This is a genomic window from Paenibacillus sp. FSL R10-2782, from assembly GCF_038592985.1.
GTDB lineage: Bacteria > Bacillota > Bacilli > Paenibacillales > Paenibacillaceae > Paenibacillus > Paenibacillus terrae_C.
In genome coordinates this window covers 3,409,489-3,431,500 of record NZ_CP151951.1, presented here as the reverse complement: position 1 = coordinate 3,431,500, position 22,012 = coordinate 3,409,489, and the positions used below count along the sequence as shown (strand labels likewise).

Here is a 22,012-nt window from a genome sequence, read left to right as displayed (position 1 = left end):
TTTTTTCTTCCTAAGGGTTCAAATCAAGTAGCTGTTTACCGATAAAGTAATAGGATTGTTAATTATATCCTATTTATAGAGCTGAAACTAAGGGAGAGAAACGAATGAAACGTATGAAACGTATGAGCAAACGGAGTACCTTCTTACTTGCTGTGCTGATGTTTTTATTTGCAGCATTGCCAGCGGGTTTGATCCAGGCGGCAGAGGAGAGCAAGACCCCTACGGTACAGTGGGACAGTCAAAATCCGACTACATTGAATCTGGGTGGAAGCCCCGCTCAATTAAAAGTGTGGTCTGTGACGGAGTCCGGTAAAAAGGATGTAACCGATAAGGCAGAATGGATCTCTGGAGACTCAAGCATATTAAAGGTAGATAAGGGACTTATTACTCCAGTGTCAAAAGGGCAAATTAAGGTTGTTGCCACATATGAACAGCAAACGGTAAGTACAACGATTACGGTTAAATCGCCTTACAGCAAGCTGCAAATAGATCCATCCGGTCCCATCAATCTGGTGGTGAGCGGAGATTCGAAGCAATTGATCGTCCAAGGTACGCTTACGGCGGGCGGTACAGAAAAAGTATCTGGTGTGGAATGGACATCCACGAATCCGTCCGTGGCTACAGTGGAAGAGGGTCTGGTTCGTCCTCTTGCCAAGGGCATGACTTACATTAAAGCAAGCAAAGATGAACTCAAAGCACAAACGATCGTGTATGTACGTTCCTCTTCCCAAGCCTTAACATTGAATCCATCCGCTTCCCAATCGGTCTTTCTGGGTAGTTCACCAATTCAGGTCAATGCGACCGATGTGAACCTTACCGGAGGTAAAACGGATGTCACCAGTACGGCCGAATGGACTTCCTCCAATCCGCTGGTTGCCACAGTGGAGCAAGGAAAAATTAGCCCAATGGACGCGGGAAATTCGGTAATTACTGTGTCCTATCACGGTTTGAGTAAGACCTTGAAGGTCAACGTATTGCCGACCATTGAAAAGCTGGTATCAAGCAAAGCGAGCTTATCTCTCGAAACAGGAAGCAAAACGGCTCTTCCGAGCATATCTGCTTACTTGGTCAATGGAGCCAAAAAAGCAGTACAATCTGATGTAAAATGGAGCCTGAGCAATGAAAGTGTTGTCAAAATCGCAGACGGTAAGCTGGTTGCAGTGAGCCCGGGTAGCGCGACATTGACAGCTACATTGGGTGCCATCAAGCTGGATATTCCGGTAACCGTGCAATACAAAGTTCTCAAGCTGACCGCTTCCGAGAAAAAGTATGTGCTAGTAGCCGGACAAGAAGTGAGTGTTCCCACGGTAAAAGCTCAAATGGCTGGTGGTGGTACGCTCGATGTTACGAATCAGGTAAGCTGGGTGGGTACGACTGCGGCCGTAACAGTGGGAAATGGCAAGGTAAAAGCAGTAAGTGGTGGTAACTCTGGAATTAAGGCTATGTATTTGAATAAATATGTGAAAGTGCCTGTCATCGTAGAAGGAACTATTTCTACGTTGACGCCAAGCCTTTCAAGCGCTGACATGAATTTGAAGGGAAGTCAATCCGTCAAGGTCATCGGTGCATATACAGATGGTAAAAAAGTGACGCTCAGTAACAAAGTGAAATGGACTACATCCAATGCTTCCGTGGCGATTGTAAAAGGTTCAGCCATCAAAGCGGTAGGGATTGGAACAGCGACGATTACAGGCACATACCAGAATAAGTCGTTTAACATTGAGATCAAGGTTACACCTAAGCTGCTCAAGCTGGTATTGAGTAACAAGAACTTGAAGCTTCCGAACGGTTCCTCTCAAGTGCTGAGTGTTAATGCGGTTTATGACACAGGCGCAATTACCAATGTGACAAGTTCAGCGGTATGGACTTCCTCCATGCCTTCTATCGTACAGGTTAGCGGGGGACAGGTGAAGGCAATGGCTTACGGCAATTCCAGTATTAAAGTGGTTTTTAACGGTAAGACTGTAGCCACCTCTGTCAGAGTGTTAAAATAGTCTTCATATATTGCGCATATCGCTTATGCAAAAATAACCCCGGTCAATAATCAATGACCAGGGGTTATTTTTCAACTTATTCTACGCCGTCCTGATAATGGTTCTTCCAGTGTTTGTCGCCTTTGTGTGAGAAGTCTTCAACCGTCTTTTCCAGTGTGGCCACCAGTTGAGCTTTAATCTCGGAAATGGTATCTCGGAACAGTCTTTCTTCCGTGCCGTTAATTTTTTCACCATACAAAGCCTGAGCGGCTATAAATTGACGATGTTGCTCAACAAAACTGTCAATTGAATGCAGCGCATGCTCCACGTAATGTGAAATGCTATGATGCTCACTAGGCAGTTGCAATTTTAACTCCTGTACTCTGTTTAATAATGCCATGATGATCACCTCGTACGTTTTATTATGTCAATAATTATACATCATTTTCGGAAAATTTTCATTAAATTTTGATTAAAATGTGATTTTTTTTATATCATAATTGTCATTTCCAATGGAGATGGGACTAGTTTCCGGAATGCTTCCGATTTTTCTTCAAATTATTATATTTCAAAATTAAAATATTTATGATTAAGCTATATGCGGGGCATGTTGCGACAACAGTCTTTCTTACATGTTATACTAGAGCAAAGCCCAGTCGGAAAGGTTGTCAGTGCGGTATGAAGCTTTTTAAAGGTTTATTTTGGGGAATATTGATCAGTCTTCTCCTGTGGTGTGCCTTCTTCGGGTTTGTCCGCTGGATATCTCATTGAGTCGGGTATGCTATAGAAAAATAAAGTTCGGGGATTTCCTTGATTGAAGGTTATCCACTGGAATAGCTTGGAGGGAAGAGGGAAATTGAAGAAAAAGCTGTTAAGTTTTATAACTCTAGTGCTGCTAGCTGCTGGCGTGTATTGGTTTGAAGGTGGCAATCTTCTTACGAAAACGACAGGAGTGAACCCGCCTTCATCGTCTCAGGTTACGCTGCAATTTCCGTCAGGTCGTTATCCTGAAACGGCGCAGCATATCAAGGAAGCCATTCAGGCGGGGAAATCATCCATATGCACAATTGACCGCGAAGGAGCCGAGCAAAATCGCAAGCATTCGCTTGCAGGAGTTCCCACTCGTAAAGGATACGATCGTGACGAATGGCCGATGGCTATGTGCGCAGAAGGTGGCAAAGGTGCAAATGTCAAATACATAGCTCCTAAGGATAATCGTGGGGCAGGATCATGGGTCAGTCACCAACTGGATGAGTTTGAGGATGGAACTCGCGTAAAATTTGTCGTCAAATAATAATCTTATGAGATCGATCGTATCGTTACTTTTTTTTTCCCTTAGTAGGCTCCTGTTTGGTCCTAACCAGAGCCACAAAATTATTATCCTTAGCAGGCTCCTGCTTGGCTCTAATCAATGCCAAAAAAGCAAAAAAATCACCTAGTGTAGTGAAGCCGGCACCTAAAATAGCCAGATCTTCAGCGGATAATTGATTGAACCATTCCATTTGCTTAGCATCAAACATTTTATCACCGCCAACCATTTATAATGTATAGTATGTACTGACGGCAACGAAGGTCAGGGCTCTGGCATACCATTTAAGTATGCCTGTTTTTTGTGCAGAGGATGTGTATAGACCACATGTTAAAATTTAATTTTTATACTAAAATCGTCTCTATCGTTATCGTATTGCTTATTCCTGTGCTAATCCTATATGTCTATTCGAACCAGACAACGACAGACGTGTTGCGTAAGGAACTGAATCAGTCTAATTATAACCAGTTGACTTTTTTTCAAAATCAGGTAAATACGAATATTGAAATGATATCCTCCTGGCCGCATCTGCTGATTCATGATCCTGATGTAGCCAGTTTTCAAGCGATTTTTTTAAAGGACAAGACCCTCAACCTGGATGGCATTAACCTTGTCAAACGGATCCAAACCAAGCTTGGACTTCAAGAAAGCTCATCGAATTGGAGAACGAGTCTGAATATTTATTCACCTTCGCTTGGACGTGTTGTATCAGAAAAAGGAGCCAGTTTTTATGATCAGAAAGAATTAACGCAAGTGATTAAAAACGGCTGGCAGGTATCTAAAAAAAAGATATATGGGAAGGATCAGTTTATATTTTCATTGTATACATTGTCCCCGTTTTCTTCACTTGGTAATCTGGATAGCGCTAATACGATTATTAAGGTCGAATTTGACAGCAGCAATATTCAGGACATGCTTGACCGCTTCAAAGGTGATGGACGGAAGGAGCCTTTTTATTATAAAAAAGGCGTGGGAGTGATCTATAATCGTACTGCCAATGAAGAGCTGTCAGGTAAGCTGATTACGAAACTGGAGAAGATGGGACTACATGAAGTTGATAATCTGACCGTGAAAGTTGGAGAAGAGAGCTACCTTGTTCACGCCGTTCTTTCCCAAACGACGGGCTGGTATTTGATTGACTACATGCCTTTGTCCGATATGATGTCTCCGATTTATACATCTAATCGACTATTTTATATAACCGTTATTGGCTTGCTGCTGGTAGGCTTCATTGGTGCTTATCTGCTTCATTCACAGGTGCAAGTGCCAATTCTTCAGCTTGTGCGGGCATTTCGGAGATTAAAGGATGGGGACTATGCTGTTCGATTGAGCCCGAAGGGGAGTCATGAGTTTGCTTTCCTGTCTCGTCAATTTAATTTGATGGTCGGACAGATTCAGGAGCTGTTTGAAAAGGTTTATGTTGAGAAGCTACATGTGAAGGAATCGCGTCTAAAGCAGCTCCAGTCACAAATCAATCCACACTTTTTCTATAATTGTTTTTCTTTTATTACAAGTATGGCGAAGCTGCGTAATCATGAGGCGGTCGTGGCAATGGCTCATAATTTGTCCAAGTATTATCGATATACGACAAGACAGGAACGGGATTTGGTACCTTTATCGGAGGAAATCGAGTTTGTTCATTATTATTTGAAAATTCAGCAGATGCGTATGCCGCGGCTAACGTTTTCAATTCATGTTTCTTCACAGGCCAACAGTCTGCTGATTCCGCTGCTTGTAGTGCAACCACTAGTAGAAAATGCGGTGCTGCATGGGATAGAACCTCAAGCAGAGGATGGGATAATCCGCATTACAACGGAACAGATCGGGCTATATATGTGCTTGATTGTGGATGATAACGGACTCGGTTTGGGCAGGGAGGCTATAACATCCCTGAGATCAGCACTTGACAAGCCTGTAGAAGAGGAAAGCGGCTATGGTTTATGGAATGTGCATCAACGAATGCGATTACATTTTGGGGAAGACGCCGGACTGGACTTCTCATTGTCACCTTTGGGGGGACTGCGCGCGGTTTTAAAATGGCCAGTGTTAACAGAAGAAGAGCAGGCGAATAGCTTGACCAAGCTCAAACCTTCGTCAAATTCGAATATGGTTAAAATGGAGGGACCTGATGGTTCAGATATTGCTGGTAGATGATGAGAGCTATGTAACAGAAAGCCTGGCGGCTACGATTCCATGGGAGGCGCTGGGTATTGAGAGGGTTCATCAAGCGGCTTCCGCATTAGCAGCAGTGGATGTGCTGGAAGCGTATGATATTGATATTCTGGTTACGGATATTCGTATGCCTGGCATGACAGGGTTGGAGTTGATTGTTGAGGTAAACGAACGATGGCCGCATATCCGATGTTTGCTACTAACAGGCTATGCCGATTTTGAATATGCTAAAAAGGCACTTCAGCTTAAGGCTTTTGATTATATTTTAAAACCGGTGGATGATGAAGAGTTTATGAAATGTGTATCAGCTGCCATAGATTCGCTAAAGGAAGAATGGGAGGCTTTTAACAAGGTACATCAATTACAGTATAACCGCCGGACGGATTTTGGTGTGCTGCGCACCCACTTAATGCACGATTTGGTACTTGGACGTGATTTGTCTGCACAAATGATAGAAGATAGGTTATCTCAGTACGAAATTATGTTACGTACGGGACACCCCGCAGGTATGCTGCTCATTCAGATGGGCAAGCATTTTTCTGATATGGATTATCATTCTATATCCTTAATCGAGTATGCGATTGGGAATATTGCTGAAGAAGTGTTCGCACCCGATTTTCACGTCTGGCACTGTAAAGCGCCACATGATTGCTTAATCGTATTAATAGAAGCAAATTGGAATAACAATCGGGAAAAGTATGGTATGGATCATGAAGAAGGATCAGATGATGTCCCAGAACAGCATGAAATGAAGCGATTAACAGAAATTAGTATGGACGAGCATAGTAGTATTTTGCGGGCGACGATCGAAACCTTTCGGAAAAATGTGAGCAATTACTTGAAAGGGGACATTTACGTCACAGTAACAGGTTGGTTTATGTTCCCGGAGGAGCTGCCTAAGGCATATCAGACGGCGATAAGATCCTTATACTGGAACCACCAGGAGGAGACGGATACGTTGCTATTTGTGGATGAGCAGACAGAACAGTCTCACAGGTCGGTCAAGTCGCTGGAGGGACTATACATGCCTCCTACGCTCACTCATTTACTGGAGTCTAGGCAATGGGAGGAGGCTGAGGCGAAGCTGAACCGTGTATTTGGGAAGATAGAGGAAGCAGGGTATACCCGCGAACATTTATATGAGCTGTTTATCTCGGTTACGAGCGCCTTTATGTACACGGCACACAAGCAAGGTCGCTTCATTACGCAGATGGATCAAACAGGCTTCGACCCGTTGCATGCGCAGAAAATGGTTCAATCGTTCTCCAACCTGAAGGAATGGATATTCTCCATGATGAACAAGCTGAAATCGGAATGGTCTGCAAGTGAGCAAAGCGCCAAAAGCTACGTGGTCAAACAGGTTCAGGAGCTCATCTTCCAGGATAAAGGTCAGGAGCTGTCTGTTAAGACGATTGCCGATCAGGTTTATCTTCATCCGGTCTATTTGTCGAAAATCTATAAAGCTGAAACCGGAGAAGGTCTGGGAGATTATATCATCCGAATGAGAATGGAGCGGGCTCTTTATCTACTCAAGTATTCCAACAAAAAAATTTATGAAATTACAACCGAACTGGGCTATCAGAATCCCCAATATTTCAGTAAGATGTTCAAAAAGCATTACGGAATGACTCCACATGAATTTCGGGACCAGTAAAGATGAGACCAAGAAGAGAATAGTAAAGATCAGTTGGGAAAGGTGCAGAAATATTTATTTTGTGACATAGGCTGCGTAGTAAAGCCCTCTTATAATAAAAGAGTAGAAAATGATTTTTTGAGGGGGAACAATATGCGAGTTCATTCGAAAAAAAAGCTGTTGTCGTTGCTCGCCGCAACTATGGTATTAGGAGTTGGCCTTGTGGGCTGCTCTGGTACAGGGAGTGGTGGAGATACCAATAGCACAGCTAAAACTGAAAACGTATACAAAGAAAAATACAATCCGGAAGTCACAATTTCCACGGTATGGGGTGTAGATCCCGCCTTAAAATTTAAAAATGGTGAATCTATCGAAAATAACGTTGCGACGAAATGGGCTAAAGAGAAATTCGGTATTAATATTAAATCACTCTGGTCTGTCACGGATACGAATGGTGCATTTGCCACCAAGCTGCGTTTGGCTATGTCCTCAGGTCAGGAGATGCCGGACGTCGTTGTACTGGGGACGGAGAATGAGCAACTGGCGCAGGATATGATCGATTCCGGCATGTTTGCGGAAGCGGGTCCGTTATTCGATAAGTATGCTTCGGATTCCTGGAAGCAAGCGATGAATCAGGATACGAACGTATGGAACCAGTATAGTCGGGATGGCAAAAAAATGGGTATTCCTGTACTGGATTTCGCCTATAATCACGACTATGTGTTGTGGGTACGACAGGATTGGCTGGACAAGCTGGGCATGAAGGCCCCTCAGACGATGGATGAGCTGGAAAAAGTGATGGATGCTTTTAAAAACAAAAATCCGGATGGATTGTCTCCGGACAAAGTTATTCCGCTCAGCATCGGTTTCAAAAAGTCCATGAACACTTGGATGGGTGACCCGTCCTGGATTTTCGGGGCATACGGTACACTCCCGCAACAGTGGAACAAAGGTACGAACGGCAGTCTGGAATATGGCTCCGTGCAGCCTGGCATGAAGCCGGGTTTACAAAAGCTTAGCGAGTGGCTCAAAAAGGGATATATTCCTCAGGAAGCAGCATTATGGGATGAGAATAAGACGGCAGAACCCACAGTCGCGGGAACAGCAGGTATGATTCCTGGTCCATACTGGATGAGTGGCTGGCCGCTCCAGGATACGGTGAAAAATGTGAAGAGCGCTGTATGGAAGCCGATCAAGATCCCAGTGGGGCCTGACAACAAAGCCATGCGGCACGGTACGCAATACACCAATGGTGTCGTACTGATCAACAAACAAATGCAGCATCCTGAAGCTTTTTTCACCTACCAAAATTACCTGTTTGATCACTTTGCAAATGCCAAACCGGAAGGGGATTTGGCGAACGGGATGTTTAAAGGCTACGACTATGATTTGGATGCGAGTGGAAAGCTGTTGCCTATCGACAAAATAGCAGGAGGTTATGTAAACTCTGTTCGTTATTTGCTGGTTCGTGATGGTGCGCGTATACCTGATGCCCAAATGAAAGCTTTGTTAAGCTTGGCTAACGGCGGGGAAGCGAAGACCCGTCTAGAGAAGGATGTAATGGTTAATTACGGGAAAGATACTCCTGCGGCTGCCAAGGTGTTGATGGAACAAAAGGACATCTCCATGAAGGATCAGTTCACGGGGCCTACTACCCCAACGATGAAGGCCAAAAAGGACTATCTGGACAAAATCGAAAACCAGACCTTCAATGAAATTATTTATGGTAAACAGCCGATTTCGGCCTTTGACACCTTCGTGCAGACGTGGAAGACTGCCGGAGGCGAACAAATTACAAATGAAGTGAACGAATGGTATAAAAGCATTGAAAAGTAGTAACAGTTAAAACTGGTAGAAAGGCTGCCCAAACGGGCAGCCTTTTTAATACAGATTACCAGAAGCAATTAGAAATGAATGCGTTATCTTTATGAATACGAGATATACTTTCACTCCCATGGTGAGACTAAAAAATGATTGCTTTTGTGCCATGTATGTTGGTTTTTTGAACTGTCGGGACAGCGGAAACGTCTCTATAATTGAAGTATAACATGAGAGTTACAGGAGGAACTGCAATGAGAAGTCTGCAACGTACGTGGCCATTTCATATTATGCTGCTGCCAGCCATCATTTTCTTAATTGTATTTAGCTACATTCCGATGGGCGGCATTGTGATGGCCTTTCAAAATTACAAGCCTTGGCTCGGCATAACCGGTTCCGAGTGGGTTGGACTAGACAATTTTCGATTTTTGTTTCAAAGGGAAGACAGTCTTCAGGTCGTCTGGAATACGCTCATTATCGCAGTATTAAAGATGTTTTTCAATCTACTGATTCCGTTTGTTTTTGCTATACTTCTCAATGAAATCCGCAAGGTTGGACTTCAGCGTTCCATTCAGACACTGGTCTACCTGCCACACTTTCTGTCGTGGGTAATCTTGGGTGGGATTTTGGTTGATCTGTTGGCTACAGATGGATTTATGAACCGTATTCTCGGGAGTTTCGGGATCCAGCCCATTTTTTTTCTAGGAGATAATAACTGGTTTCGCTTTACTGTCATTGTGTCGGATATATGGAAGGAGTTTGGCTACAACACCATCGTATTTCTCGCCGCATTGGCGGGCATTAATCCTTCGTTGTACGAAGCATCCGAGATGGATGGGGCAAGCCGCTGGAGACAGACGCTACACATTACTGTACCTTCGCTGATTCCTATGGTGGTGGTTGTCGGTACGCTTGCACTCGGCAATGTCCTGAATGCCGGTTTTGACCAGATTTTTAACCTTTATAATCCGTTGGTATACCAAAAAGGCGATATTATTGACACGTTCGTCTACCGGACAGCCTTAATTAATGGGGAAATGGGCTTTGCTACCGCCATCGGGTTGTTCAAATCCGTTATTAGTATGGTTCTTATTCTGATATCTTATCGACTTGCTTACAAATGGGCAGGCTACCGCATATTTTGATTCCACGAGGCTGAAAGAGGGAGAGTCATGTATCATAAAACAACGGCATATCGCATCTTCAATGTGTTTAATATTTGTTTGCTTGTGTTTTTATCCATCATGTGTATCGTTCCGCTGATTCATGTATTGGCGGTATCATTTAGTGCCAAATCAGCAGCAGATGCCAATCTCGTTGGACTGTGGCCGGTGCAATTTTCATTAGAAGCCTACAAGAAGACGATGAATAATCCTATTTTTCTGCACTCTATCTGGATCTCTGTTCTCCGGACCGTGCTGGGAACTGGCTTGACGCTACTCATTACCTTCTTAGCTGCTTATCCACTTTCGAAGGAAACATCTGTGTTCCGTAGTCGAAACGTTTATTCATGGCTATTCGTATTCAGTATGGTTTTTAACGGTGGCCTGGTTCCATTCTATATGGTTATTCAAAAGATTCATCTAATGGACAGCTTTTGGGTTCTTGTTTTGCCAGGAGCGGTCAATACATTTCTGGTAATCCTCATGTTGAACTTTTTTAGAGGAATACCCAAAGAGATGGAGGAGGCCGCACTGATTGACGGGGCAGGTCATTTTCGGACCTTGTTTAGTATATTTTTGCCGATATCCCTGCCATCTATTGCGACGATTGCTTTGTTTAGTATGGTATTTCACTGGAACTCATGGTTTGACGGCCTGCTTTATTTGAGCAATGCTAAGGATTATCCATTGGCTACATTCCTGCAAACGGTAATCATTCAGAAGGATATGAGTTCTATGAGTATGAGTCCCAAAGAGATGGAGTTGCTTTCGCAAACGACAGTGAATGCAGCGCAAATTTTTATTGGTGCAGCGCCTATTCTGATTGTATATCCATTTTTACAAAAGTATTTTGTTAAAGGTATGACGCTTGGTTCTGTCAAAGAGTAAACCGCATTGATTAAAAGGAGATGATTTATAGTGTTACAGCAAAACATAATCAAATACCCGCCAATCAGTGAGCGAGTTCCACGTATGCTGCATGGGGCGGATTATAACCCAGAGCAATGGCAGCATTATCCCGAGGTGCTAAAAGAGGATATTCGTCTGATGAAACTGGCTAAATGTAACGTGATGTCCGTAGGTATTTTTTCCTGGGTGGCATTGGAGCCTGAGGAAGGCGTATTCACGTTCGAATGGCTGGACCGTATCCTGGATTCGTTTGCTGAGAACGGGATCTATGCGTTTTTGGCTACTCCTAGTGGAGCAAGACCGGCCTGGATGTCGCAAAAATATCCAGAGGTACTGCGTGTGGAGGCTAACCGTGTCCGTAACTTGCACGGGTTTCGTCATAATCACTGTTCTACGTCGCCTGTCTACCGGGAAAAAGTACGTATCATGAATACGAAGCTGGCTGAGCGTTATGCAAATCATCCGGCTGTCATCGGTTGGCATATTTCCAATGAATTTGGGGGGGATTGTCACTGTGATTATTGTCAGGAGGCATTTCGTGTTTGGGTGAAGGATAAATACGGTACGCTGGATAAGCTTAATCACGCATGGTGGTCGACCTTTTGGAGTCACACGGTTACGGATTGGAGCCAAATCGAGTCTCCGGCCCCTCACGGTGAAACACAAGTCCATGCTATGAATTTGGACTGGAGACGCTTCGTGACCGATCAGACCGCAGATTTTATTGAAAATGAGATTGTACCGCTCAAGGCAGCCAACCCGGAAATTCCGGTTACGACCAATCTTATGGAGTTTTTTGAAGGACTGAATTACTGGAAGTTTGCCGATTTGCTGGATGTGATATCCTGGGACAGTTATCCGACGTGGCATGATAGGGGAGGTGATGAGAGTCGTCAAGCAGCGAAGGTGGCTATGATGCATGATATTATTCGCTCAATCAAGGGAGGCAAGCCTTGGATGCTAATGGAGAGTACGCCGAGTTTGACGAACTGGCAAGATGTTAGCAAGCTGAAGCGACCGGGAATGCATCTGCTATCGTCTTTACAGGCTGTGGCACACGGGTCAGACACAGTTCAATATTTTCAGTGGCGGAAAAGTCGCGGTTCGAGTGAAAAGCTGCACGGTGCAGTCGTCGATCATGTTGGACATGAGCACACTCGGGTATTCGGGGATGTGACAGAAGTCGGTATTGCGCTGGAAAAACTGGAGAAAGTTATCGGTACATCAGTGCCTGCGGAGACCGCAGTTATTTTTGACTGGGAGAACCGCTGGGCGGTCAATGATTCACAAGGGCCGCGAAATAAAGGTGTGAAATATGAGGACACCGCCGAAGCACATTATTTGGCTTTGTGGGAGCAGGGTGTGCCTGTAGATGTCATTCATATGGATGCAGATTTTTCCAAATACAAACTTGTGGTAGCTCCAATGCTATATATGGTGCGCAGCGGTGTGGGCGAACGAATCCAAAAGTTTGTTGAAAGCGGTGGCATTTTTGTAGCAACTTATTGGTCAGGTATCGTGGATGAACATGATTTGTGCTTCCTTGGAGGCTTTCCGGGACCGCTTCGTAAGACGCTTGGGATCTGGTCGGAAGAGATTGACGCGCTGCATGATCACGACCGTAATCATATTTTGCCAGTTGAAGGCAATGAGTTGGATCTGCATGGTGAGTATGAAGCTGTGGAATTGTGCGATCTCATTCATACGGAAGGGGCAGAGGTACTAGCTGTATACGGTTCAGACTTTTATGCAGGACGCCCAGCCTTGACGGTGAATCGCTTGGGACAGGGAAAAGCTTATTATATCGCCTCACGCAACACCGGATCATTTCACAGTCATTTTTACAAAAGTTTAATTGATGGCGCAGGAATTAGTAAAGCGCTCAATGTTCAATTGCCGCATGGAGTGAATACGGCGATTCGTACCGATGGAGTTCATGACTATATTTTCATACTGAATTTCACTCATGAGCCACAAGAGATTCGGCTGGATAGACATATTTATGCGGATATGCTCGAAAATCATGTGGTGGAAGATGGAAAGGTTCGATTGGATGCCTATACTGTTAAGGTATTAAAGACAGAGCGGAGCAAATCGGAAATAGTATAGAGTGTGATGGCTGTCGTTTTCCCAAGTGAGGGATTCGGATCGATTTGTCAGAGACAGTGGGGTGTACACAATTCAGATGGGGGATGACTTATGAAAACAAGTAAACGGACTATGGTATTTGCGATGTTGATCTTGTTATCCAGCTTTTTGTATCCATTTGGCTCTGCGGGATTAGGTGCGGTCTCGGCCGCCCCTGCTTTTGCCAAAGGAGCAGATATAAGCTGGGTAGCAGGAATGGAAGCGCAAGGTATGACCTGGAAGGATAAAAAAGGGGTTCGCCGAGATGTACTGCAAATTTTGCGGGACGATTATCAGATCAATTCGGTGCGTATCCGGGTGTGGGTAAACCCTGACATGAAAGATTATGGAAGCGGATACATGAATGCCGAAAAGGCAGCAGAACTGGCGCAGCGAGCTAAAAAATTGGGTATGAGCGTCATGCTGACGCTGCACTACAGCGATTCATGGGCTGATCCCGGACAGCAGAACAAACCTTATGCGTGGCGAAATCTTACATTTACGCAACTTATGGATGCGGTCTGGTCTCATACGGTTTATGTTATGAACACGATGAAAAGCAAGGGGGTAACCCCGGATTGGGTGCAAATCGGCAATGAAACGAACAATGGAATGCTCTGGGAAGACGGCAAAGCCTCAGTGAACATGAAAAACTACGCCTGGCTCATCAATACAGGGAATAATGCTGTAAAATCGGTAAGCAGCAGTACTAAAACGATCGTACACCTGGCAAACGGAGATAATGGCTCCACCTTAGCCTGGAATATTGGCGGCTTGATTGACAATGGAGCTCAGTTTGACCTCATCGGGTTTTCTCTGTATCCGTCTCCTTCGAACTGGCAGGGAAAAGTGAACCAGACGATTACCAATGCCAATGATCTCATTGCAAAATACGGCAAAGGTATTGTTATCAGTGAAATCGGAATGGAATATAATGAACCTGCAACCTCCAAGGCATTTATTGCCGACATCAAAACGAAGGTTCGTAGTATCGCGGGCGGCAGAGGCTTGGGAGTATTTTATTGGGAGCCGACTGCAACCCCAGGTTATAATCAGGGCTATAACAAAGGTGCTTGGCAGGCTGACGGTAAGCCAACCTCAGCGCTGGAAGGCTTTATAAACTAGAGTACGTAAGAGTATGTCAAAGAACCTCTAATCCGCACAATATGCAGAATAGAGGTTCTTTGTTTTCGTTGGTTTATTGAAGGTAGATCGTTAGGATTTCCGATTTACCTTGAAGAATGAAATAAGCTCTCCTAACTCCTCGGACATCAAGGTAAGCTTGTCGGAAGCTTTGACGATAGAAGCCATCGACTCAGCCTGTTCTCCAATGGTGTGCTCAATTTGTTTACTGCTGTCCGCTGTTTTGCTTACTGTGGAAGACAGCTCGTCAGAGGTTGCTGACATTTCCTGCGTGCTGGCTGAAATCTGCTCCGTCGCACTGGATACCTCCTGAATTTGTGACGATACATTATTGGCCGCATTCAAAATCTCCGAGAACATTTCGCCCGTCTGGCGTGTGACTTCCAGCCCGATTTGAACTTCCTTCGAGCCTAGACTCATTCCTTCTACTGTTTGTTCAATTTCCTTTTGAATTTCTCCAATAAGCTCGGTAATTTGTCTAGCGGATTCTTGAGATTGCTCAGCCAAATTACGCACTTCTCCTGCTACTACTGCAAAACCTTTACCTTCCTCACCTACTCTGGCGGCCTCAATGGAGGCATTCAGTGCGAGCAGATTGGTTTGGCTGGCAATGCCTGTAATGATGCTTACAATATTACTGATTTCGTTAGATCGGTTCTGTAGCGCATTAACGGAATCAACTGTTCTTTCAATTGTAGTGGAGATAGAATCCATTTGAGTAGATAGCTTTTGGGCTACCTGGTTGCCTTCTACCGAGCGTTTTTCCATGGAATAAGCTTGATCTGCTACGGAAGATGAGCTTTCAGCAATGGTTTGGATAACCGTAGACATTTCATTCATAGCCCGGGAGCTTTCAAGCGCAGCGTGATCCTGGGATTCAAGTCCTTGGGTTATTTCCTGAATATTGCTGTTAATGATGTTCGTATTCGCACTGTTTTTCTCGCTAATACTTAGCAATTCCTGAGCTGATCCTGTAACCTCTTGCGTCGTATCCTGTACTTTTACCATCGTATCGTTAATACGTTTGATCATGGTATTAAACTTTTGATTGATAATGCCAAGATCATCCTGGCCTGTTTTGATGCTAACATTCAGATTTCCCTCGCTCACTTCATCAATGCCCTTCATCAAGCTGCGAATCGGGGAAAGGGTACGTTTTACCAGCACATATTGAATGGTTAAGAAAATAGCAAGGAACAGAATGAGCAATGAAACACCATATATAAGCAGCTTTTGAAGTCCGGCAGGTACAGAACTTGCGTCTACGTCAAAGAAAATGGCACTTGTAATTTGACCGCTATCATCAGTAAGAGGATAAGCAATGGTAGTCCAAGTACCAAAATCATCAGTGTAAAAGTTGCTCAGCGCCGGTAGCTTGGATTGAAGCATTTCATTTACAGTTTTTGTGATTTCATTAGGGAGCGTGTACATTCCCCCTATATTCAGCTTTGAGTCTTGGAAAGATTGAACCAGATTTGTGGGAATGCTAATAACAGAGGTTTGATTCCCTTCTTTTAGCTCTGTGCCAAATATGTAAGCTTGGGCAACATTAGGATAGAGTGTGTGAATAGAATCGAGAAATGTACGCAATTCCTGCTGAACAGGACCGTTATAATCTTTTTCGTTTAGCGCTTGTTGAAATTTTGCTTTGTCAACATCATTTGCCCATTTTTTGGTTAACACCTTAACCTGGTCTTGCAACTGTGTGGTCAGAATATTCTTTTGGAGTATGTAGCTGGATGTAATGAGAATAGTACCTATTAATACGATGTTGATAAAAGAAATTAATAGATTTTTGCCAAAAAAGGACATAGTGCTCCACTTCAAATTTTTCACGTGCTTCTTCTCCTTTAATTTAAAATTATTTTTAATTTACAACCTATCTCTTATATACTTCGTCAATTTGCTTTCTAAATGTTAGGTATTTATTAAATTTGGAGAATATCGGTTACATATTAGTGAAATATAGTGACAAAAACCGACAAATATTATTTTCATTTTCATATAGAAAAAATGGGATTATCTATAATAAAAAGCGGTGGCTTACATCTAAATAACATTGTGGAACCACCGTTTGTCTGCATGAATAATTCATTTTATTGTTTGGACAATATTTAAAAAATAAGAGATTAAGTAACAGATGGGCACCCTAAGGTCATGTATATGTATGCATCACGTCGAGGCTTATAGAAAAAAATTCTGTCCCTTAAATAATAAGCAATGAAATGAGCAAGGGGAGGGAAATAAGCGACAATACTGAGCTGATGACAAATGCAGATGCGGCTAGAGCTTTTTTGGCTATTAAGCGATACCCTACGAACAATACGATATAAAAGCCGATAATCCTAAGAAACAGGGTTAAATGCTTTAACAAGCCTGCAAAATAACCAATTAAAATGACAAAGAAAATAGGAACTAAATGATGAAAATATGACCTGTAGCCATGATGTCGCCTCCAATAATGAAGATGTCCGCCAAATGACTGGCGGACATCGGGTAATCAATAATTACTTTGCTTGTAAGCAAGTACAACCTGTCGTTGATCGCTAATCTTAAACCAGGACCGTTGCATTGCCATTCTGTTTGATCGGTCTATACTTGCAGTCCCACATTGCATCCCGAACCGCTTGGCGGATATCATCGGGCTGGTGACGTGCTACGCCATCCTGGACCGCAGCCTCCGCAACAGCTACAGCTACAGCTACAGATACTTCACGCAACTCGTTGATTTTCGGCAGCAGGGAAGCTCCAGGCTGAGACAAATCGACCCTATCGGCTACTGCATGGGCAGCGGCGGCGAACATGCTGTCTGTGATGATTTTGGATTTCACTACAATCGCGCCAAGTCCAAGACCGGGGAACACGAAAGCATTATTGGATTGTCCAATTTCAAACTTAACATGATTATAGGTTACCGGTTCAAAAGGGCTGCCTGTTGCAATCAATGCTTTTCCTTCAGTCCAGTGGATCAAGTCTTCTGGAGTTGCTTCAGCCAGTGGAGTCGGATTAGACATAGGCATAATAATAGGACGTTCTGTATGCTTTGCCATTTCTTTAACGATTTCCTCACTAAATGCTCCGGTAACACCGGAGGTTCCGATCAAAATGGTTGGTTTCACCCGGCGAATGGCTTCAAGAAGTGGAATTTTGCCGTCCTCCACACGTTCCCAATCACGACATTCTGCGGCGTCCCGTACATAAGGAACCTGGAATGGGAAAAGTCCTTCTGTTTCATTAGTAAGCAGACCGCGGTAATCATAAGCCCAGAAGTTACTTCTTGCTTCGGTTTCCGATAGTCCTTCCAGCATCATGGCTGCACTAATTTGATCTGCATTACCGATACCAGCGGCTCCTGGACCAAAGACCAAAACTCGATGCTTGCTCAGTGGGACTCCAGACAGTTTGACACCAGACATAACACCTGCGAGCGTAACTGCACCAGTGCCTTGAATATCATCATTAAATGTCAAAATACTGCTTCCGTATTTATTGATAATGTTCCGGGCGTTGATATTGCCCAGGTCTTCCCAGTGCAGTAGCGCATTCGGAAAATAAGACAGTGCAGTCTGAACATAGGTGTCAATAAATTGGTCATATTGTTCTCCGCGAACACGCTTGTGACGGTTCCCCATGTATAAAGGATCTTCCAATAGTTTTTCGTTGTTCGTACCTGCATCAAGAACAACTGCCAGCACCCGGCTAGGATCAATACCGGCAGCGGCAGTATATACAGCAAGCTTACCGATGGAGATATTAATTCCACCAACTCCCCAGTCCCCGATTCCCAGAATACTTTCGGAATCCGTGGCTACGATGAGGTCAATATCCTCAGGGTCCAGGTCCAAATTTTTAAAAGCTTCTTTAATGGCGGAAAGGTTATCAATAGATAGATACATACCGCCGGGTTTGTGGTATTCATGACTGTATTCCTGTATAGCCTGACCGACCGTTGGAGTATAAACAATCGGAAGCATTTCGCTTAGGTGCTCGGAGAGCAAGCGATAGTATAGGACTGTATTCCGGTTAAACAGATCGTTTAACGCGATATTTTTACGCAAATCATCCGGTTGGCTCTGAAATTGCTCGTAAACCCGTTGAACCTGTTCCTCAATGGTCAATATGGTAGGAGGAAGGAGACCGTCAAGTCCAAGCTGCTGCCGTTCTTCAAGAGTAAAAGCCACTCCTTTATTCAGCAATGGATTAGCCAGCAATTCCTTTCCAGTTAATTTGGTTTCGATAGAACCATCTTCAGTCAATTGAAAAGCACGCATTTCTAATTCCTTCTTTCTAGAAAATTACATTTAGTTAAAACTTGAACAATTCGTGAACCAGTATACGCCTTATTTTAAACCAAGTGAACAAGTATGTTGTGTGAAAAATAGTTATATAAGTGTTTACATAAGAAATTTTATGGAAATGAAAAAGTTTTTCAATCATTATTATTTGAAAACATCATTTAATTTTCATTATATTTTCAATAAATTTTATAAAATGTAAATTTTGTCACGGCAAAGCTACTGTGGAGATGAGTGGCTCTTTCAATCAGGAATAGAATTTATTTCATTTTCATAGATAGGAAGAGATTTTTATAACAGGTGGATAAAGTGAATGAAGAAGAGAGAAGGGGGATATACACAATAAGTCACTTGGAGTTCTAACTATGAGATTTTTTTATTTTCAGGCAAATAAAAAAGCCTTGAGTATCAAGGCTTTTGACGTATAGGACGGATGGGGATCGAACCCATGACCCTTACCCTGTCAAGATAATGCTCTCCCGCTGAGCTACCGTCCTTCGGTTATTAGATAATATCATGTATTAACCATAATTGTAAAGTAGAAAAATAGAAATAAGCTTGTACTTCATTACCATTTATATATATAATTCAAATTTAGTGGGTTCGCAAATTGAAGCAGTGATAAGGGGGGGCGGATGATGGCCGCAGAAATTATTAGTGTGACGACAGAAGAACAGCTACAGGCAGCGATATTAATCCGTACCAAGGTGTTTGTCGAGGAGCAGAAAGTTCCTGCCGATATTGAAATTGACCATTTTGACAAGCTGGGGGATACTGCACATCATTTGTTGATCTCTGATCATGGTGAGATGGTGGCAACGGGACGCTTGACCTATTATGAGGAAGATACAGCTAAAATGCAACGTATTGCAGTTCTCAAGGAGCATCGCTCCGGAGGTTACGGACGTATATTACTGCTGGCTCTGGAGGAACGCGCACGGGAGCTGGGGCTGCGGCATTCGCTACTGGATGCTCAATGTCAAGCTGAAAAGTTTTACGAGAAGCTCGGTTACGAGACGATTTCGGAAGAACCTTTCAACGATGCCGGGATTCCACATGTACGCATGCGCAAAAAGCTGTAGCCGGCAGCCCAAAGATGCATATAATTCTGTATAGGGTGCATGCTAGTAAAAGTTCCTCCACTACACTATGGATAAGGAGCGATGCAGCATGGCTAATGCAGAACGGGAACAAATTACGGCAGTACGTAAAAACGGTGATGGTGATCTGACGTCATTTCAGACATCTACCGGACGAGTTTTGGATTACAGTCAGGCTCTGAATGAAATTGAAGCAGGCTCGATTGCCGGGGTCAATGTATTCAAAGCCAAGGACGGAAGCAAACGGATTCGTGGCGATGCTGATGGAGATCCTACGAATAATTTGGATCAATTGCCGTTGTTCTGACGTTCATTTCAAGCATCTATCACTAAGCACATAATTACACGCAAGTATATGGCAAAGCCGCCAGGTTCTTTTCCAGTTGGAAACCCGGCGGCTTTTTGCTTTCTCACTTTGAATCCAGTATTATTTTTGCTCTGTGCGTTCCAGCTCCACAATGTTGTATACGCGCTGCTGCTCCAGAAAGGACATGACTCCAGCTTTTTCCTTGAATTGCTCCATATCGTCACTATAGTGCATAAGATGAATCTGCTCTTGAAGCGGGATTGGCAAGCTGAGCAACTCGTCCAACGTCGTATGGACTTCTCCTGCACCCTGTAATTGAACCTCATGCAAAATGCTGCGACAGCCCCGCTCGTGTACCAGTTGATTCAGCAGGCCTGGATCAAAGGTCATATCCGCACTATAAAAAAGACGGTCATTAATGAACAGGGAGTAGCTGTCTTTACCGGGGATATGACGAGTAGGAATGAGTTCAACTTTGATGCCGGATACTAGGTTGGTGGATTCACCAGGCGTCAGCACATTTACCTCAAACACATCCTCCAGCTTGTCAACCATGCCTTGCTGTGACATCCCGCCCTTAAGTGTATTTTCCCACAATAGATGAATTAGCGGCTCTGCGATACAAAGCACAGGTTTGCGACCATGAAGGATATTCAATTGAAAGCCAAACTCTTCCAGACCTCCGACATGATCGGCGTGAATATGGGTGATTAGAATGGCGTCAATTTCGGGCAATGGGACGCCCATTTGGTGAAGAGCCAGCGAAGCGGTTGTTCCACAGTCGATTAGCAGCTTGCCTTCTCCGCTGTCCAGCAATGCGTTATTGTTGTAATATTTTTTGGCAAAGGCACTGCCTGTGCCCAGCATTTGTATGGTTAGGCTCATTCGTATTTCACCCTCCTGGCTAAATGTGTATAAATCCTCTACAGTCGTATCTTACCATCTATACGATTAGTAATTAAAGATTTACTCCATATCAAAAACTTTGGACAATTTCTGATGCCTAGCGCAACTTGTGGAACTGAGCTAGGTATAAATGTAAGACAGAAGTTATTTAACAGATCATGATGGAGGGATATCTAGCGATGAAATGGAGAAAAGTTATGGCCCTAGTAATGGCCTTTTCGATAATGGGAGGGACCGTTATTTCGGCGGAATCCGCCAAGGACCAAGTAAAGCTGATTATTAACGGTGAGGTGTCGAAGGATGGCGCGGTTGTCATTGATGGCAAAACATATGTTCCTATTCGGGATTTTAACGGGATTGTCAGTTTTGATCCGTCCGGTGGAAAAGTTGTTTTCGACCAACCCAATGTACACATGTTCTTGTTCAAGGGGGATACGGTGTTCGGCAACGTGAATAAAGGCAACAAAGTGAAATTCAATGTATTCAGTCAGATTGATACGCTGAAAGCGGATATCTCCGGAGTGAAGGTAGCGATTACCGACCCAACGGGTAATGTGAAAGATATTCAGTCCCAGGATATCAGTGGAGCACAAAAGGATAACTTTTGGTTCCGTACAAACGACTTTACGTATGATTTTAAAACAGCAGGAAATTATCGAGTCGGTTTCTACATTAAAGAAAGCAAAGACGGCAGCTATACACTGGTGTCCGAAAAAGTCATTACAGCGATAAATTAGGCATACCACAAATTGACCTGTACCCTTGATCATGTTACGATACGGGGGAAAATAAAACAATTTGAAGGTAGGTATTTCCATGAGTGATCACAAACATGAACACGGTGAAGCCTGCAACCACGATCATGACCACGAACATGAAGAAATGGTTCTTACGCTAACTGATGAAAATGGCAAAGATGTAGAAATGGTGCTGGTAGAGACCTTTGACGTAGAAAATCACGTTTACGCTCTCCTGCTGGAGCGTGGCAATCCTGAAGCAGACGGCATTATTCTTCGTATGGAAGAAGAAAACGAGGAAATGGTGCTTTACAATATTGAGGACGAAGATGAATGGAAACGTGTAGAAGAGGCATACAGCGAACTGGTTGCTCAATACGAATAACATTGGTTCTATTGGCTGTTACAACTTTGTAAGCT

The 22,012-nt window shown here is 43.7% G+C and carries 18 protein-coding genes and 1 tRNA gene; 13 read left to right on the top strand and 6 right to left on the bottom strand.

The features are described 5' to 3' along the window. The first annotated feature begins 104 nt into the window (after positions 1-104). Positions 105-1,994 carry an Ig-like domain-containing protein gene (locus tag NST83_RS15500; RefSeq protein ID WP_342414823.1) on the top strand — a complete coding sequence of 630 codons (1,890 nt, stop codon included), beginning with the start codon at positions 105-107 and terminating at the stop codon, positions 1,992-1,994. A gap of 76 nt (positions 1,995-2,070) precedes the next feature. Here the strand turns inward: NST83_RS15500 and NST83_RS15495 are convergent, their stop codons facing one another. After that, complete coding sequence (locus NST83_RS15495) at positions 2,071-2,373, bottom strand: hypothetical protein (protein ID WP_137063670.1); 303 nt, start codon at positions 2,371-2,373, stop codon at positions 2,071-2,073. Positions 2,374-2,829: 456 nt separating this feature from the next. Between NST83_RS15495 and NST83_RS15490 the strand changes: the two genes are divergently transcribed. Further along, positions 2,830-3,267, top strand: coding sequence for a NucA/NucB deoxyribonuclease domain-containing protein (locus NST83_RS15490; protein ID WP_137063669.1), 438 nt, complete (start codon positions 2,830-2,832; stop codon positions 3,265-3,267). A gap of 25 nt (positions 3,268-3,292) precedes the next feature. Here the strand turns inward: NST83_RS15490 and NST83_RS15485 are convergent, their stop codons facing one another. After that, positions 3,293-3,493 (bottom strand): hypothetical protein, encoded by a 201-nt coding sequence (locus NST83_RS15485; RefSeq protein ID WP_013310961.1) that lies wholly within the window; start codon positions 3,491-3,493, stop codon positions 3,293-3,295. 116 nt (positions 3,494-3,609) lie between these two features. On the opposite strand from NST83_RS15485, the gene NST83_RS15480 reads away from it, so the two are divergent. The 7 genes from NST83_RS15480 (at position 3,610) to NST83_RS15450 (ending at position 14,229) form a co-directional block, all read left to right on the top strand. Then, positions 3,610-5,436, top strand: a complete 1,827-nt coding sequence (locus NST83_RS15480) for a sensor histidine kinase (protein ID WP_342414822.1) — start codon at positions 3,610-3,612, stop codon at positions 5,434-5,436. Next, positions 5,411-7,108 (top strand): response regulator, encoded by a 1,698-nt coding sequence (locus tag NST83_RS15475; protein ID WP_342414821.1) that lies wholly within the window; start codon positions 5,411-5,413, stop codon positions 7,106-7,108. The genes NST83_RS15480 and NST83_RS15475 overlap by 26 nt, the downstream gene beginning before the upstream one ends. 132 nt (positions 7,109-7,240) lie before the next feature. Continuing rightward, complete coding sequence (locus NST83_RS15470) at positions 7,241-8,923, top strand: sugar ABC transporter (RefSeq protein WP_342414820.1); 1,683 nt, start codon at positions 7,241-7,243, stop codon at positions 8,921-8,923. 236 nt (positions 8,924-9,159) lie between these two features. Beyond that, positions 9,160-10,050 carry an ABC transporter permease subunit gene (locus NST83_RS15465; protein WP_283652426.1) on the top strand — a complete coding sequence of 297 codons (891 nt, stop codon included), beginning with the start codon at positions 9,160-9,162 and terminating at the stop codon, positions 10,048-10,050. 27 nt (positions 10,051-10,077) lie between these two features. Then, a complete protein-coding gene (locus NST83_RS15460; RefSeq protein WP_342414819.1) occupies positions 10,078-10,956 on the top strand; it encodes a carbohydrate ABC transporter permease in 879 nt (292 codons plus the stop codon). Between the two features lie 30 nt (positions 10,957-10,986). Further along, on the top strand, positions 10,987-13,086 hold the full coding sequence (locus NST83_RS15455) for a beta-galactosidase (RefSeq protein ID WP_342414818.1): 2,100 nt from the start codon (positions 10,987-10,989) through the stop codon (positions 13,084-13,086). A gap of 90 nt (positions 13,087-13,176) precedes the next feature. After that, the gene (locus NST83_RS15450) at positions 13,177-14,229 is read left to right on the top strand and encodes a glycosyl hydrolase 53 family protein (protein ID WP_342414817.1); all 1,053 of its coding nucleotides are present in this window, start codon (positions 13,177-13,179) and stop codon (positions 14,227-14,229) included. Positions 14,230-14,319: 90 nt separating this feature from the next. Here NST83_RS15450 and NST83_RS15445 read toward each other — a convergent pair whose 3' ends face one another. The 3 genes from NST83_RS15445 to NST83_RS15435 all read right to left on the bottom strand — a co-directional run bounded on the left by NST83_RS15445 (position 14,320) and on the right by NST83_RS15435 (position 19,039). Beyond that, positions 14,320-16,083: a HAMP domain-containing methyl-accepting chemotaxis protein gene (locus NST83_RS15445; protein WP_342414816.1), complete on the bottom strand. Its 1,764-nt coding sequence runs from the start codon at positions 16,081-16,083 to the stop codon at positions 14,320-14,322. Positions 16,084-16,799: 716 nt separating this feature from the next. Continuing rightward, on the bottom strand, positions 16,800-18,518 hold the full coding sequence (locus NST83_RS15440; protein WP_342414815.1) for an NAD-dependent malic enzyme: 1,719 nt from the start codon (positions 18,516-18,518) through the stop codon (positions 16,800-16,802). Between the two features lie 449 nt (positions 18,519-18,967). After that, a tRNA-Val gene (locus NST83_RS15435) sits at positions 18,968-19,039 on the bottom strand. A 141-nt stretch (positions 19,040-19,180) separates the two neighbouring features. On the opposite strand from NST83_RS15435, the gene NST83_RS15430 reads away from it, so the two are divergent. Then, a complete protein-coding gene (locus NST83_RS15430; RefSeq protein ID WP_137063659.1) occupies positions 19,181-19,624 on the top strand; it encodes a GNAT family N-acetyltransferase in 444 nt (147 codons plus the stop codon). Positions 19,625-19,712: 88 nt separating this feature from the next. Beyond that, a complete protein-coding gene (locus NST83_RS15425; protein WP_137063658.1) occupies positions 19,713-19,949 on the top strand; it encodes a DUF3892 domain-containing protein in 237 nt (78 codons plus the stop codon). A 120-nt stretch (positions 19,950-20,069) separates the two neighbouring features. Here NST83_RS15425 and NST83_RS15420 read toward each other — a convergent pair whose 3' ends face one another. Next, positions 20,070-20,834: an MBL fold metallo-hydrolase gene (locus tag NST83_RS15420; protein ID WP_342414814.1), complete on the bottom strand. Its 765-nt coding sequence runs from the start codon at positions 20,832-20,834 to the stop codon at positions 20,070-20,072. Positions 20,835-21,034: 200 nt separating this feature from the next. On the opposite strand from NST83_RS15420, the gene NST83_RS15415 reads away from it, so the two are divergent. Then, positions 21,035-21,592 (top strand): copper amine oxidase, encoded by a 558-nt coding sequence (locus NST83_RS15415; protein ID WP_137063656.1) that lies wholly within the window; start codon positions 21,035-21,037, stop codon positions 21,590-21,592. A gap of 79 nt (positions 21,593-21,671) precedes the next feature. After that, positions 21,672-21,977 carry a DUF1292 domain-containing protein gene (locus tag NST83_RS15410; protein WP_025684269.1) on the top strand — a complete coding sequence of 102 codons (306 nt, stop codon included), beginning with the start codon at positions 21,672-21,674 and terminating at the stop codon, positions 21,975-21,977. Positions 21,978-22,012: the final 35 nt, after the last annotated feature.

What these genes read in the sequence shown, in the direction of transcription:
- NST83_RS15450 (WP_342414817.1), top strand. Translation starts at nt 13,177, where the DNA reads ATGAAAACAAGTAAACGGACTATGGTATTTGCGATGTTGATCTTGTTA.
- NST83_RS15495 (WP_137063670.1), bottom strand. Translation starts at nt 2,373, where the DNA reads ATGGCATTATTAAACAGAGTACAGGAGTTAAAATTGCAACTGCCTAGT.
- NST83_RS15480 (WP_342414822.1), top strand. Translation starts at nt 3,610, where the DNA reads ATGTTAAAATTTAATTTTTATACTAAAATCGTCTCTATCGTTATCGTA.
- NST83_RS15430 (WP_137063659.1), top strand. Translation starts at nt 19,181, where the DNA reads ATGGCCGCAGAAATTATTAGTGTGACGACAGAAGAACAGCTACAGGCA.
- NST83_RS15465 (WP_283652426.1), top strand. Translation starts at nt 9,160, where the DNA reads ATGAGAAGTCTGCAACGTACGTGGCCATTTCATATTATGCTGCTGCCA.
- NST83_RS15500 (WP_342414823.1), top strand. Translation starts at nt 105, where the DNA reads ATGAAACGTATGAAACGTATGAGCAAACGGAGTACCTTCTTACTTGCT.
- NST83_RS15410 (WP_025684269.1), top strand. Translation starts at nt 21,672, where the DNA reads ATGAGTGATCACAAACATGAACACGGTGAAGCCTGCAACCACGATCAT.
- NST83_RS15460 (WP_342414819.1), top strand. Translation starts at nt 10,078, where the DNA reads ATGTATCATAAAACAACGGCATATCGCATCTTCAATGTGTTTAATATT.
- NST83_RS15420 (WP_342414814.1), bottom strand. Translation starts at nt 20,834, where the DNA reads ATGAGCCTAACCATACAAATGCTGGGCACAGGCAGTGCCTTTGCCAAA.
- NST83_RS15415 (WP_137063656.1), top strand. Translation starts at nt 21,035, where the DNA reads ATGAAATGGAGAAAAGTTATGGCCCTAGTAATGGCCTTTTCGATAATG.
- NST83_RS15440 (WP_342414815.1), bottom strand. Translation starts at nt 18,518, where the DNA reads ATGCGTGCTTTTCAATTGACTGAAGATGGTTCTATCGAAACCAAATTA.
- NST83_RS15425 (WP_137063658.1), top strand. Translation starts at nt 19,713, where the DNA reads ATGGCTAATGCAGAACGGGAACAAATTACGGCAGTACGTAAAAACGGT.
- NST83_RS15475 (WP_342414821.1), top strand. Translation starts at nt 5,411, where the DNA reads ATGGTTCAGATATTGCTGGTAGATGATGAGAGCTATGTAACAGAAAGC.
- NST83_RS15470 (WP_342414820.1), top strand. Translation starts at nt 7,241, where the DNA reads ATGCGAGTTCATTCGAAAAAAAAGCTGTTGTCGTTGCTCGCCGCAACT.
- NST83_RS15485 (WP_013310961.1), bottom strand. Translation starts at nt 3,493, where the DNA reads ATGTTTGATGCTAAGCAAATGGAATGGTTCAATCAATTATCCGCTGAA.